The sequence below is a fragment of the Natrialba hulunbeirensis JCM 10989 genome (genome assembly GCF_000337575.1).
GTDB classification, from domain to species: domain Archaea; phylum Halobacteriota; class Halobacteria; order Halobacteriales; family Natrialbaceae; genus Natrialba; species Natrialba hulunbeirensis.
Map to the genome: position 1 here is coordinate 74,816 of NZ_AOIM01000026.1, position 13,350 is coordinate 88,165.

General features: G+C 59.4%; 10 protein-coding genes, 1 pseudogene and 1 CRISPR repeat array (1 of these 12 running past the window's edge). Of the genes and pseudogenes, 7 read left to right on the plus strand and 4 right to left on the minus strand.

Annotation, left to right across the window (positions count from 1 at the left end; translation table 11 throughout):
* Positions 1-468: 468 nt before the first annotated feature.
* Genes nosZ through C483_RS09205 form a run of 6 tightly spaced genes read left to right on the plus strand, consistent with a single transcriptional unit; the run spans position 469 to position 7,119 of the window.
* A complete protein-coding gene (gene nosZ, locus C483_RS09180; RefSeq protein ID WP_006653081.1) occupies positions 469-2,370 on the plus strand; it encodes a TAT-dependent nitrous-oxide reductase in 1,902 nt (633 codons plus the stop codon).
* Between the two features lie 33 nt (positions 2,371-2,403).
* Positions 2,404-3,183, plus strand: coding sequence for a hypothetical protein (locus C483_RS19715; RefSeq protein ID WP_006653082.1), 780 nt, complete (start codon positions 2,404-2,406; stop codon positions 3,181-3,183).
* Positions 3,176-4,600, plus strand: a complete 1,425-nt coding sequence (gene nosD / locus C483_RS19720; RefSeq protein WP_006653083.1) for a nitrous oxide reductase family maturation protein NosD — start codon at positions 3,176-3,178, stop codon at positions 4,598-4,600. Before C483_RS19715 ends, nosD begins: the two co-directional genes overlap by 8 nt.
* Positions 4,581-5,633 carry an ABC transporter ATP-binding protein gene (locus tag C483_RS09195; RefSeq protein ID WP_006653084.1) on the plus strand — a complete coding sequence of 351 codons (1,053 nt, stop codon included), beginning with the start codon at positions 4,581-4,583 and terminating at the stop codon, positions 5,631-5,633. The genes nosD and C483_RS09195 overlap by 20 nt, the downstream gene beginning before the upstream one ends.
* Entirely contained in the window at positions 5,633-6,544 is a 912-nt protein-coding gene (locus tag C483_RS09200; RefSeq protein WP_006653085.1) for an ABC transporter permease, read from the plus strand. Before C483_RS09195 ends, C483_RS09200 begins: the two co-directional genes overlap by 1 nt.
* Positions 6,541-7,119, plus strand: coding sequence for a nitrous oxide reductase accessory protein NosL (locus C483_RS09205; RefSeq protein ID WP_049912524.1), 579 nt, complete (start codon positions 6,541-6,543; stop codon positions 7,117-7,119). Before C483_RS09200 ends, C483_RS09205 begins: the two co-directional genes overlap by 4 nt.
* Before the next feature lie 36 nt (positions 7,120-7,155).
* Here the strand turns inward: C483_RS09205 and C483_RS09210 are convergent, their stop codons facing one another.
* From C483_RS09210 to C483_RS09225, 4 genes are all read right to left on the minus strand, one after another.
* Positions 7,156-7,482, minus strand: coding sequence for a CGCGG family putative rSAM-modified RiPP protein (locus C483_RS09210; RefSeq protein WP_006653087.1), 327 nt, complete (start codon positions 7,480-7,482; stop codon positions 7,156-7,158).
* Between the two features lie 136 nt (positions 7,483-7,618).
* The gene (locus C483_RS09215) at positions 7,619-8,101 is read right to left on the minus strand and encodes a metal-dependent transcriptional regulator (protein ID WP_049912532.1); all 483 of its coding nucleotides are present in this window, start codon (positions 8,099-8,101) and stop codon (positions 7,619-7,621) included.
* 110 nt (positions 8,102-8,211) lie between these two features.
* The gene (locus C483_RS09220; protein WP_006653089.1) at positions 8,212-9,555 is read right to left on the minus strand and encodes a hypothetical protein; all 1,344 of its coding nucleotides are present in this window, start codon (positions 9,553-9,555) and stop codon (positions 8,212-8,214) included.
* Positions 9,556-9,647: 92 nt separating this feature from the next.
* On the minus strand, positions 9,648-10,244 hold the full coding sequence (locus C483_RS09225) for a hypothetical protein (RefSeq protein ID WP_006653090.1): 597 nt from the start codon (positions 10,242-10,244) through the stop codon (positions 9,648-9,650).
* A 537-nt stretch (positions 10,245-10,781) separates the two neighbouring features.
* Here C483_RS09225 and nirK point away from each other — a divergent pair.
* A pseudogene (nirK, locus tag C483_RS21235) lies at positions 10,782-11,750 on the plus strand (copper-containing nitrite reductase); the annotation flags it as partial.
* Positions 11,751-11,805: 55 nt separating this feature from the next.
* A CRISPR array of direct repeats spans positions 11,806-13,350; the repeat unit is 30 nt; unit sequence GCTTCAACCCTACAAAGGTTCGTCTGAAAC (it continues 114 nt past the right edge of the window).

Sequence of the window (13,350 nt, forward strand, 5' to 3'; positions counted from 1 at the left end):
AACGTAGGGACTGAGTTACGGACGATTTTGCGACCGATTGTTCTGCTGCACTGGCGGCAAGATATGCATGCGTACCAGCCACCTCATCGTGAGGGAGGTGACAGCACTGGCACAGAGAATCGCTGCGATTTGGAGTCTCTCGTGATTCGATGAGGTGTCCAAATACGAACACCCCACGACTACCAGCGATGAGAAACGAAATGCCAGCAGTCAGTCTACACTGAGAGGAGGGCAGCAGGCAGAACATCGATTAACTGCTGTTGGAAATATAGTCGAATTGCAGCTAGAAACGTAGCGGTTCATCGCGGATACCGTTTTGGCCGAACGTGTTCCCGCCCTTTACTGCTGATCGAGAATCTGGACCACCCCTAACATCGCACTTCCCCGAATGTCATCTGTAGCGAGACGGTGCTGGGGACAGAACAGTACCTGAACTGAACGAACGACGGTCTGGTCAACACCAGAACAATGACAGATACACACGCATCCGACACCAACGGTCGATCGACCGAGACCACCGCAGTAGATGATCGGGATCCTCTCTTTGCACGGATCCCACGCCGAGATTTCATGAAAGCAGGGGCCGCGGCCGGTGCGATGAGTTCACTGGCGGGTTGTACGGGTCTGCTCGACAGCGACGATATGCCGGCAGCGGCCGACGTCGACGCTTCGGTCCCACCCGGTGAGCTCGACGACTACTATGCGTTCCTTTCGGGGGGACATTCCGGTGATATCCGCGTCTACGGTGTGCCGTCGATGCGCCAAATCATGCGCATCCCGGTGTTCAACGTCGAAAGCGCACGCGGCTACGGGTTCGACGATGAAACGCACGATATGTTGCAGGATGCGGGCGGCTACACGTGGGGAGACACTCATCACCCTCGAGTGAGCCAGACGGACAACGAGTACGACGGCGAATGGCTGTTCGTCAACGACAAGGCTAACGGTCGGATGGCTCGGGTCGACCTCGAGTACTTCGAAACGGACGCGATTATCGATCTACCGAACCAGCAGGGGACCCACGGTGCGTGCGCGCTGATGCCCGATACGCGATTGATCTTTGGTGTTGGCGAACTGCGCGTCCCGATCCCCAACGACGGTCGCGACCTTGAAGACCCGAGCGAGTACGGATCGACTCTTTCGGCGATGTCGGCTGACCCGTTCGACCACGAGTGGGATGTGCGGGTCGATTGCAACCTCGATAACGGCGATTCCGGAAAGAACGGAGAGTGGTTCTTCACGACCAGCTACAACAGCGAAGAGGGCGTCACAGAGGCGGAAATGACTGCGGCGGACACGGACTACGTCGTTGCGTTCAACATTCCGCGCATCGAGGCGGCAGTTGACGCCGGCGAGTACGAAACGATCAACGGCGTCCCTGTCGTCGACGGCACCGAGGACAGCCCGCTCAATACCGGTAGTGAGCCGCTGGTTCGGTACATCGATGTGCCGACGAACCCCCACGGGGTGAGTGTGACGCCAGACGGACAGTACGCAATCGCGTCCGGGAAACTCGATCCGACGTGTACGATCATCGAGATCGATCAACTCACCGAGGTTGACGACCCCAACGATGCTATCGTTGGACGGGTAAACGTCGGAAACGGGCCACTGCACACCGCCTACGACGGTCGCGGGCACGCCTACACGACACTATTCGTCGACTCCGAGGTCGTCAAGTGGGATATCGATGCAGCCGTCGAAGCCGAGATGGGGTCCGCAGATCCGGTTATCCAGAAACATGAGGTTCACTACAGTCCCGGCCACCTGATCGCCGCTGAATCCTACACAGGCGACCCACAGGGAGACTGGCTGATCGTCCTCAACAAACTCTCGAAGGACCGGTTCCTTCCCGTTGGGCCGGTCTTCCCTGAGAACGACCAACTGTTCTACATCGGTGACGACGACGCCGGGATGGAACTCGTCAAAGACACCCCTGCCTACCCCGAGCCACACGACGCCTCGATCGTCCGGGCTGACAGGCTCGACCCCGCGTCAGTGTACGACCCCGACGATCTCACGTTGGACTTCATCTCGACGGACGACGAGGACAACTTCATCGAGCGTGATGGAGACCGGGTCCACGTCGAGATGCACAGCCAGCGCAACTACTTCAGCTTCGAGGATATCGCCGTTCAGGAGGGTGATGCGGTCACGATCAGGACCACCAACATCGAACAAACGGAGGACATGCTCCACTCGGTCGCGATTCCGGAGTACGACATCAACGTCAAAATCGCACCACAGGAAACGCGTGAAGTAACGTTCACGGCCGACAAGCCCGGCGTCTACTGGATTTACTGTGCGTTCTTCTGTAGCGCACTCCACCTCGAGATGCGCTCGCGGCTACTCGTCGAACCGGCTGACTAACGCCTCCCACCCTCTTTCGCACTCATATCCGCCATGTCAAAACTCAGTACCTTAACTGAACTCCGCCGCGCGCTTCCGCTGGCAGCGGCGGCGCTGTTGCTCGTTGCAATCGCGCTGCCGATGTGGCGGATCACGCTCGAGGCACCCCAGTACCCCGAGGGGCTGTTCGTCGAACTGTACGCCTATCCCCGTCTCGAGGGAGACGTTGGCGAAACACAATCTCTCAACCAGTACGTCGGCTTCTACTATCCCGATCCGGTGTACCTCGATCCAAACTACGACGTACACCCAAATGCGATTTCGGTTCCCGAGTGGTCGGCGGGTCCGCTTGCATTCGTCGGCATTGCTGCAACCGGCGTGTTCGTCGCACTCGCACCAACGGTCCGGAAGCTAAAACTCGGTTTAGCGTGCCAACTCGCCAGCACGCTTGCAGTGTTCGTCACGATGTTTGCAGTGATTCAGTACCGGCTGTATCAGACCGGTCACTCACTCGATCCGAACGCACCACTCCGAGGTGTCGACGGATTCACGCCACCGCTTCTCGGAAGCTACGAAATCGCCAACATCAGCGGACTCGCCTGGTTCGGCCCCGGCGGGTATCTCACGCTCGTCGCACTGGCCCTGTTGGTGATCGCGTTCCAGTTGCGCGACTCGAGTGCAACTCTCACGGACGCTCCCGAACTCGGACGGACACTGCCTCGCCGGCTCGCTGTGCGTATTCGATCCGGGCGCAACTCGAGTAAGGAGTCGGATCAGGATCAACAGACTGTGGGGTCGCTGTCGACAGCGGACGAGGTGAGCCGCGATGACTGATCGTGATCGTGATCGTGATCGTGAAGCCTGGCTCCTCATTGGGGCTGTCGTCGTACTCGTCGGGCTTGGTGCAGCAGTCGTTGCAGCCGACGACCCCGGGAGTGACACCGATGCGACGATCGATGGCTGGACACCCGACGTCGACGACCCACGCGAGGGAGAGGCACCTGACGAGCCAGGTATCGCGACGCTCGGACAACAGGAGTACGACTCCGTTCAGGAAGCAGTCGATTCCGCCGAAGCAGGCGATACAGTCGTTCTCGAAGGAGAGTTCGAGGAGCAGATAACGGTCGAAACGCCGAATATCACACTCAGGGCGGTCGATACCGCCGACAGTGAACGCGACACTGCAGGAGCCCTGATTGATGGCGGCGGTGAAGGGACCGTCCTCGAGGTGACGGCGGCGAACGTAACCGTCGATGGGGTCTGGATCCGAGAGACGGGGCCAGATCGAAGCGCTGAGGACGCGGGGATCTATATCAACGATTCTGATGTGACGCTGTCGGATGTGCGGATCACCGAGGCGACGTTTGGTGTGTGGATCAGTGAGGCGACGGACGTCACCGTCGAGAACGCCACCATCGCAGGGCGCGAAGCGGTTGGCGAATCACAGCGTGGCAACGGCATCCACCTCGACCGCGCAAACGGCGCACAGCTACAGGACAACGAGATTACCGTCGTTCGAGATGGTATCTACTTCTCGTGGTCTGAGGGAGTCACCGCGACGGGCAACACGATGTGGGACCTTCGGTACGGTGTCCACTACATGTACTCCAACGACAACCATCTCGAGGGGAACGTCGCGTTCGACAACGACGTTGGCTTCGCACTGATGGTCTCGGAGAACCTGACTATCACCAACAATGTCGCGGTGAACAACGACGGGCCGAGTGGACAAGGCATTCTCGTGAAGGATGTCGATGACACCACGATCCGCGACAATGCCGTGGTTGCAAACAGGAACGGACTCTACGTCTACAACGCCCACGGGAACAATCTCACCGGCAACCTGATCCTCGAGAACGAGATCGGGGTCCAGTTCACGGCCGGCAGCTCCGACGAGCTGGTCGTCGAAAACAGCTTTATCGGAAACGGCCAGCCAGCACACGCCCCGACAACTGCACAGATCGCCTGGAACGATACTGAACGGGGCAACTACTGGTCCGATGCACGTGCAGTCGACCTCGATAACGACGGAACCAGCGAAACACGCTACCAGCCTGCAGGTGCCGTTGAGGCGGTTATTTACGATCACCCGCAGGCAGCTATCTTCGCCGAGAGTCCGGCGTTCGACGCCGTGCGGATGGCGGAGAGTTCGTTCCCCGTCATCGAATCACCCGGTGTCGTCGACCACCGACCGCTCACCGAACCACCGGCCGACGACTGGAGACAATACTATGAGAATCACGATAACTGACGTCCACAAGCGCTACGGCGACGTCGTTGCCCTCGACGGACCGTCGTTCGACATTCCGTCCGGGTCGACGTTCGGCGTCCTCGGGACGAACGGTGCGGGAAAGACAACCCTCTTCGGGCTCCTCGTCGGGCACGATACGCCGGATTCGGGTCACATCGAAGTCGGCGGTGTTGACGTCGAACAGGCGGGCCATCGCGTTCGAGAGCGTGTTGCGTTCTTGCCCGAGCACGCGGGCTTTCCGCCAGCGATGACTGGGCGTGAGGTCCTCTCGGTGCACGCTCGTATCCGCGGAATCACAGCCCGTGAACAGTCCATCGACGAAGCGCTGGAGACGGTCGGGCTCACAGACGCGGCCGACCGCACAGTCTCCGGCTACTCGAACGGCATGGGACGGCGTCTTGGACTCGCGTCTGCACTGTTGGGTGAACCACCGGTGCTCGTCCTCGACGAGCCAACGGCGGGACTCGATCCACGTGGCGTTGCGACCTTCCACCAAATCATCGAACGAATCGATCGAGAGACCAATACGACTGTCGTCCTCTCTTCGCACGTGTTAGAGGAGGTAGAACGGCTCTGTGACTCGGTCGCCATCCTGGAGGACGGCGTCCTCCGTGCGGCCGGCTCCGTCGACGAGCTCCGCACGGCCGACGGCGAGCATGTGACCGTAACCGTCCGTCCGTCGGCGGATCAAGAACTAACACAACTCCGTGAGGCAGCCCACCAGTACGGCGACGTTACGGAGACAGACGGGGAACTCACGGTTACCTGCGAACGTGGTGCTGCCGTCGAGTTCTGCGGTGGACTGGAGTCCGACGCGGTCGACCACTTCGAGGTTCATGAACCCGGTCTCGAGGCGGCGTTCCACGAGGCGCTCGCGACGGGTGACGCGGGTACTGGTTCCAACTCCGATACGGGCACCGACACAGACACCGACTCCAACCCCGGCACCAACACAGACACCCGCTCCAACTCTGATACCAACACCGGATCCGACGAGACAGCGACAGTCGACACACCGGAGGTGAGTACATAATGTCCGACAACCAGCAAACGCCGACAGACGAGCCGACGACGAGAGCCGACGGTGGCTGTGCAACGGCCGTCGACGTCGACCTGTCCCAACCGATCGACTCTGGATCCTGGTACCGACAGCTGTTGGTCGTCGCCGAGACGGAATACCGTCTCGCAGTCCGCGGACGATGGGCTGTCGCACTGACTGCCATTTTCGCTGCGTTTGCACTCGGGCTGACGACGTTCAGCGGTTCATCGGTGAGTCCCGAAGGCTTCGAGCGAACTGTCGCGAGCCTCGCTGTCCTCGCGGTCTACCTCGTTCCGCTGGTCGCGCTTGCGTTCAGCTATGACGCGATCGTTGGCCGCGAGGAAAGTGGCTGGCTCCAGACACTGTTCGCTCTCCCGGTCAACCGTTCCTGGCTCGTCATTGGCACAGCGCTCGGACGAGCAGTCGTACTCGCAAGTGCGACGATTATCGGGTTCGGGATTGCCGGCGGATTCCTCATTCTCGAGTACGGTCTCTCCGGGTTCGATGCCTACGTGACGTTCCTGCTCGCAACTGTCGGGCTTGGACTGGTCTTTCTCGCAATTGGTGTCTTCATATCGACAGTTGTTCACGAGAAGACACACGCACTCGGAATCGCCCTGCTCATCTGGGCGTGGTTCGTTCTCGTGCACGACCTGCTTGGACTCGGACTCGTCGCAGCGTTTGGCCTCTCGGAGACTGCCGTCTCTGCGATGGTGCTCGCGAATCCGACCGGCATCTTTCGTGCACTCGTCCTCGGCACGTTAGGAGCCGCCAGCGATGCCGGCTTCGCCACAGTACTGGCGGATACCGGCCTCTCGACGGGGATCCTTCTTGGAGCGGTACTGCTCTGGATCGCCCTCCCGCTCGCACTCGCAGCCCTCGCAATCCGGAGGCGACGGCTATGAACCATACTCGTTGCGCCGCCGACCGGCGATGGTCACGCCGCCAGCTCCTCGCTGCGACTGGCACAGTGGTTGCAACCGGTCTTGGCGGCTGTCTCGACGAGGACGACACCGACCTCGAGCCAGCAACGCCGACCGCTCTCGACGATGGGGAGACGTGTGACGCTTGCGGCATGGTGATTGCAGACCACTACGGACCTGCAGGACAGCTGTTTTATGCGGCTTCCGACGCCGATTCAGACGGCCCGGCACAGTTCGACAGCCTCACAGAACTCCTCACGTATCACGAAGCGCGCAGCGACCAGGGATGGGAACTTCGTGCTGTCTTCGTCACTGACTACTCGAGTGTGGACTATCAGCTCGAGGACCGAAACGAGACACCACATATCTCGAGCCACGTTGCAGAAGAGACCTTCGCCGATGCGACGGGTCTCTCCTACGTCGTCGGGAGTGACGTCATGGGTGCGATGGGGGAGGAGGTGCTTCCGTTCTCTGCCCGAGACGATGCGACGGTGTTCGCTGACAAGTACGACGGCGAAGTCCAAGACTGGGAGACGCTCTCACCGACAGCGCAGTGAAGCAATAACTGAGATTCGCCTCCGCTCGATGCACTGCTATTGGACATGGACACGCACGACGTGGCCACCGCACCCACACTGGTCGACGTGCTCCCACTCGAGTGCTGCTGGATCGAATGCCGCCGCAAGTTCGTCATAGAGGTACTCGGAGGGATGACCGTGTGCCTCGTGGGTGACTAAGTTCACGTGATAGCCGGACGCGGTATGTTCGATGGCATCGATCGCCTGACTGACGACTAACTCACGGTCGTCGGCGTGTTCGGGGTGCTCGAGGGGAGCCGACCACGACTGCTCGTGGATCTGGTCTGTGACCGGTGTGGCCTCTTCACGAGCGCGGTCGTACGCTGTTGGAGTGCTTGCCATACGTATTACTCGGACTGGAATCCCCATATAGTGTATCCCGAATTACACGCCGGTGGGAACGCGGAGATGTACCGTTCGCTGGTTCGTGATCGTCGATTCGAACAGGCGACACTACCGCAAGGCAGGGATGGACGTCTCATTCGGCACAGGCAGTGACGAAGCAGTTCCCCGAGTCGGGTCGAATGCGATGACACGCATCGGGACGCGGGGAACCGACCTGTCGTTCCAGCCGTCCGATCGCTTCGCGAGGGAGGCTGAACCCGATCCGATAGGCGGTTCGACTGTCGAGTTCGTACCCGAGAACACGATCGAAAAACGCGACGACAACGCACTGTCGCCACGCGAGCGATTCGGCGATCGACGTCCCTCGAGCCCTGGTCTCGACGCCGTTGTACTTCTCGTAGCGGACGAAGTCGGCTGCCGACAGTTTCGCCAGCATCTCGGTAACGCTTCCTGGGCTGATCTCGAGTTCGGCGGCGAGTTCGCCGGTCCGGACGCGAGCGTCATCCCGGTTCGAGAGCCGGTAAATGGTAAGTAGGTACCAGCCTTCGGTCTCGTTTAGCGATTCGGGAAGAGGAGTTCTCCCACTGATATCCGCCGGCGAATGCGTAGTAGCCATCGTTCGGGGTAACATACTATGGGAACCCGTGAGTTTCGTGTCCCGAATATCTTCGGTCAACTGCCCCGAGGACAAGGTCCGAGGCTGACCAGTGAACTCGCGCTCTGTCACTACGCTGTGTCGCCGTCCTTTGCAACGGTGAATCGGTCGAAGAGGATTCCCAAGAGAGGCTGAGGGCTGTGTCGCCGAACAACGAGTACCATGTTCGCCGTGAAGACCACGAGCCCACTGATTACGGCACCACCACCCGCGAGAGAGACTGTCGTCGGAAGGGAGACGACATCTGTCACAACGATGAGAGCGAGACCGACGGTAAGTAGCGTACAGTCGATTGCCGCCAGCCTATCGTCGTAGAGGTCGTCGATCATCGGGACGTCCTCGAGACCGAGGAGATCGCTGTACCGGTGGACCCAGATAATAAAGGGAATGATGTGATACAGTGTCCCAAGGACAACGAATCCGATCAGGCCAAGCGCCAGGAGGTGAACTGCGCCGGGCGCACCGAAGAACGTCGCTGGATCGAGCGGGTCTCGAATCCAATAGACCGCAGACCAGAGCGGCCAGAGCACCATCGTCGCCGCGACGACCACGTAGCGACTCAACATCGGCGTCCATGGAGCCTGCGCCTCGTACAGTCGCCGTGCGAGAAGGACACCGAACCCGAGAACACTCGCGAGGATCAGGATCCCGCCGAGACGAGCAACCGTTCCGAGTTCGAACAGTCGACCGCCGGCCAGTGCGACCACACCGATCGGAAATCCGATCTCCTCGAGAGACTGAATCGAGTAGTCGACACCGTGGAGATCTGACTGGGTGAACATCGTCGCCAGCTGGTACAGCGCCCCGAAAATCGTCGTCAGGACGGCACCGTAGATCGCAAGGGTCCCGTGGGCCAGCCGAACACTTCCATGGGAGACTGGCAAGTCACGGAAAACTGGGGAGACGAATCCGATCGCTAGCGTTACGCCTAACGTAGTCAGCAGCACGAAGAAACCGAGCGCGATTGCAAAATGGCGCTCCGTGATATCCCACGGACGAGCAGAGACGAGCGTTCGTCCGATATTGTAGACGAAGACCCAGAACCCGAGTAGCATAATTATCCCACCTACAGGGAGCCACTGCTGTGCACCCACCAGCAAGGCAGTAGCGAACACCACCAATCCGACGACGACGATCCATAGCTGTGTCTTCGCGAGCCGTCTCGAGTACACCTCGACGGCGGACCAGACTGGAACGAACTGCGTCATCGCACCCATGATCGTGACACACACCCAGCCGACGAGCAACAGGTGAGCATGTGCAAGCGAGAGGTTTCCTGAAACGGCATCGATCGTCCCTAGTACACCGACGATGGCACCGGCGAGGAGGAATCCGAGTCCGACGAGAAAGTGGCGAAGCGGTACTGTCAGTGGTGGACTCTGATCGGCGTCAATGTTTCCCGGAATCGCGCCCATGCTCAGAGGGTTGGCACCCCAGGTATGTCCCGATAGCACCGAATATATTCACCCGAAAACGGATCCTCGGGAGGAGAACGATGCCAGCGGCGTTAAAATGGCGCATCCGGATTCCCGCGGCTCGGCCGCTCGTTTTGCATCGTCCGTTCCATGGGATTTGAGCCGACGTCTCCCTCGGGTTCGTGCTCGACGGACCCAGTTTCGAGATACACCTCCTCGAGTTCCTCGAGTTGCTCGTTGATCGAGTCGCTCTGGTGGTGCATCGGTGCGGTCCGAACGCGAACGAGGTCGTAGTCGTGCTTCTCGGAGAGCCCGTTCCACGCCCGAAACGAGCCGATCGTGAGCGTGTGAGACTGGGGACAGAACGGCGTCGTCGGTGTGAACTCGGCCCGAAGTACGGACGGATCGTCCGTCTCCGCTGCATACCGGTATCCCGCATCGAGGTGGCGCGTATCGAGATTGAGGCGTGCCAGGTTGTAGTTGAACGTCATGTCGTAGACTGTGCGCTGTTCGAAGAGATCACGGGTACACGTATGGAATTCGACGTGCTCATCGTCCGTTAAGACGCGATGGTTCCTGAGGAACGGCCCCGGTTCCGGGAGGTGCTCCGGGACGAACTGGTCGTATTCATCGAACAGCCCGTCATCGTCGCCGTTGTCGTCTCCGAACGGTGATGGAAATGGTACCATGGACATGGATACGGACTGACCAGGGCTATCGTTGATCCCGGAGATGTTCGACACCGACATCGTCTAAATCAAAACGAAATAATCGTGCCCCGAACACCACCAGCCGTTCCGAAAGAGCGGCGATCTGACTCTCTCCGCTCACTGTACTCCCGTTCCTGCCCCGCGGTCCTCACGTATTTCATTCGTTCACGGGTTGTGTTGTGCCCTGATCGCTCCGAACCGCGCGTTTGTCGTGCGATTAGGTGTGCGGTGATTTGCAGTGGCCACTAAGGAATTTCCCTTCGTCGCCGATCAAAAGAGAGTGTGACGGTCGCCGACTACGACCGCGACGAGGCCACCGAATACGGCCGCGTTGAGGTTTCAGGGGTCCCAGACGAATATCTTTGCCAGTTCGTATAAAAACCCCCCGCGGTATCGTGGGCAGATTAAAACTCATTCCTGATACCCGGGAGTGATTTACCACGTATATATTCCTTGTACACCTTATACTAACTGTGAACGATGATGACCCAACCAACTAACCTACACCGACGACGCATGCTGCAGGTACTGGGCGCAACTGGCATCACTGCAGTTGCAGGTTGCATAGCCGACGAAAACCCCGCTGACGTTGATAGTGAGTCGCCTGACGACGATCCCGAGGGGCTCCCCGCCGCCGAACCGGTCGATGTGGACTCTGTCGCAGCCGACCCGGAGAACATTCCACCGCCGGTCGACTGGGACGAGCCACGCGAACACGACATCACCATCGAGTGTACGGAACACGTCGCGGAAATCGAACCGGGCGTCACCTTCCACTTCATGACGTTCGAAGGGCAGGTTCCCGGTCCGATGATCCGCGTTCGCGAGGGGGACACGATCAACCTCACGTTCCGCGTTCCCGAGGAGTCGAACATGCACGCGCACAACATCGACTTCCACGCGGTGTACGGTCCTGGTGGCGGAGCCGAACACACGACGCTCGCTCCCGGTGACGAGGAAGCAACCCTCTCGGCAAAGATGGACTTTGCGGGTGCCCACATCTACCACTGTGCCGTCCCCGACATGGACTACCACATCAGTGCGGGGATGTTCGGAGCCATCCTCGTCGAACCCACGGACGGGCTTCCCGAGGTCGACCGCGAGCTCTACCTCGGCCAACACGAACTCTACACCGACGGCGACACCGGTGAAGAAGGCCACCACTCGTACGATTACGACGCTGGGGCCGCGGAAGACCCAACGTACGTCATCTTCAACGGGGAAGCGTACGGAATCACCGAGGATGGAACGCAGGGGCCAATGCACGCCGAAGTCGGCGAGACGGTTCGCCTGTACTTTGCCAACGGTGGTCCGAACCTCCACAGCGCCGTGCACCCGATCGGGAACGTCTTCAGCCGACTCTACCGTGACGGTGATCTCCTGAGCGAACCCGCGCGGAACGTCGAAACGACGCCCGTCGCTCCCGGTACGGTCACCGTGGGTGAACTGGAGATGACCGTTCCCGGACCTGTGAAGGTCGTTGACCACGCGCTCTCGCGAGTGGTCCACAAGGGCGCTCTCGCAGTCATCGACGTCGAGGGCTTCAACCCTACAAAGGTTCGTCTGAAACTCGCGACGTCCAGGAGGTCACGTCGCTGTACGTGCTGCTTCAACCCTACAAAGGTTCGTCTGAAACGCGTACCGTGGGACTCGTGAGTACATGGAGAGGGGCGCTTCAACCCTACAAAGGTTCGTCTGAAACCAGCATCACGAGCATCAGAGACAGCATCAGACTCGGCTTCAACCCTACAAAGGTTCGTCTGAAACAAGCGGTCGCCGGCCCGGAAACGCGAGACGAACAGGCTTCAACCCTACAAAGGTTCGTCTGAAACATTTAGTTCGGGTTGTCGTCACGTCACGGCGTAGATGCTTCAACCCTACAAAGGTTCGTCTGAAACCCGACGGCTCGCCCCGTGCGGTGCGTGCAGAATAGAGCTTCAACCCTACAAAGGTTCGTCTGAAACAGGCGCTTGCCGAACGCTACCGATCGGTGGTCATAGAGCTTCAACCCTACAAAGGTTCGTCTGAAACCCGCTCGCGAAGAACATCTACCGCTACGTCACGCGCGCTTCAACCCTACAAAGGTTCGTCTGAAACGGGCGGCGACGTCGGCGACCTGGCGAACTCTACGCGGCTTCAACCCTACAAAGGTTCGTCTGAAACGAGCGGGAGAAAGCCCGCGAACGCGCCAAGGAGGCTTCAACCCTACAAAGGTTCGTCTGAAACAGCGACTCGAGTTCGGAGCCCTGGTGAACGACGTATGCTTCAACCCTACAAAGGTTCGTCTGAAACCCGCCAGCGCTGGGATGAGGACGTGCTGGCAGGCGCTTCAACCCTACAAAGGTTCGTCTGAAACCCGTCGGCGGCGGCCACCTGCTCGCCGTGCTTGGCGCTTCAACCCTACAAAGGTTCGTCTGAAACTCCGGTGTGGAATTCATCAGCCGTTCAGTAGCTGATGCTTCAACCCTACAAAGGTTCGTCTGAAACCCGGACGAATGCCCGACGTGTGGCAACTCCGACCGATGGCTTCAACCCTACAAAGGTTCGTCTGAAACGAGTGTCTGGATGTCCGGCGCAGCAAACTCGCGATAGCTTCAACCCTACAAAGGTTCGTCTGAAACAAATCGGACTGGCTCAGCTACGTCCCCGAGCTACCGCTTCAACCCTACAAAGGTTCGTCTGAAACCGGTCAGTCCCCCCCGACCCGCCCGATGATCAGGCTTCAACCCTACAAAGGTTCGTCTGAAACGTCGATCGTGTCCTCAAGGGTCATCGCCTGCTCTGGCTTCAACCCTACAAAGGTTCGTCTGAAACAACGAGTTTCCCTGCCCAGCCACGGGCTGCGAGGCTTCAACCCTACAAAGGTTCGTCTGAAACGGCTCGCCCTCTTCGCCAGCAGCCCCCTCAACACGGCTTCAACCCTACAAAGGTTCGTCTGAAACCNCCCTACAAAGGTTCGTCTGAAACGGCTCGCCCTCTTCGCCAGCAGCCCCCTCAACACGGCTTCAACCCTACAAAGGTTCGTCTGAAACCGAAATAGAACTGTATACAAAAAGAAGAATTATATTGCTTCAACCCTACAAAG

Bases quoted from the DNA above. Each gene is read 5' to 3' on its own strand.
- C483_RS09225 (WP_006653090.1), bottom strand. From the start codon at position 10,244: ATGGTACCATTTCCATCACCGTTCGGAGACGACAACGGCGACGATGAC.
- C483_RS09220 (WP_006653089.1), bottom strand. From the start codon at position 9,555: ATGGGCGCGATTCCGGGAAACATTGACGCCGATCAGAGTCCACCACTG.
- C483_RS19715 (WP_006653082.1), top strand. From the start codon at position 2,404: ATGTCAAAACTCAGTACCTTAACTGAACTCCGCCGCGCGCTTCCGCTG.
- C483_RS09200 (WP_006653085.1), top strand. From the start codon at position 5,633: ATGTCCGACAACCAGCAAACGCCGACAGACGAGCCGACGACGAGAGCC.
- C483_RS09195 (WP_006653084.1), top strand. From the start codon at position 4,581: ATGAGAATCACGATAACTGACGTCCACAAGCGCTACGGCGACGTCGTT.
- C483_RS09205 (WP_049912524.1), top strand. From the start codon at position 6,541: ATGAACCATACTCGTTGCGCCGCCGACCGGCGATGGTCACGCCGCCAG.
- nosZ (WP_006653081.1), top strand. From the start codon at position 469: ATGACAGATACACACGCATCCGACACCAACGGTCGATCGACCGAGACC.
- C483_RS09215 (WP_049912532.1), bottom strand. From the start codon at position 8,101: ATGGCTACTACGCATTCGCCGGCGGATATCAGTGGGAGAACTCCTCTT.
- nosD (WP_006653083.1), top strand. From the start codon at position 3,176: ATGACTGATCGTGATCGTGATCGTGATCGTGAAGCCTGGCTCCTCATT.
- C483_RS09210 (WP_006653087.1), bottom strand. From the start codon at position 7,482: ATGGCAAGCACTCCAACAGCGTACGACCGCGCTCGTGAAGAGGCCACA.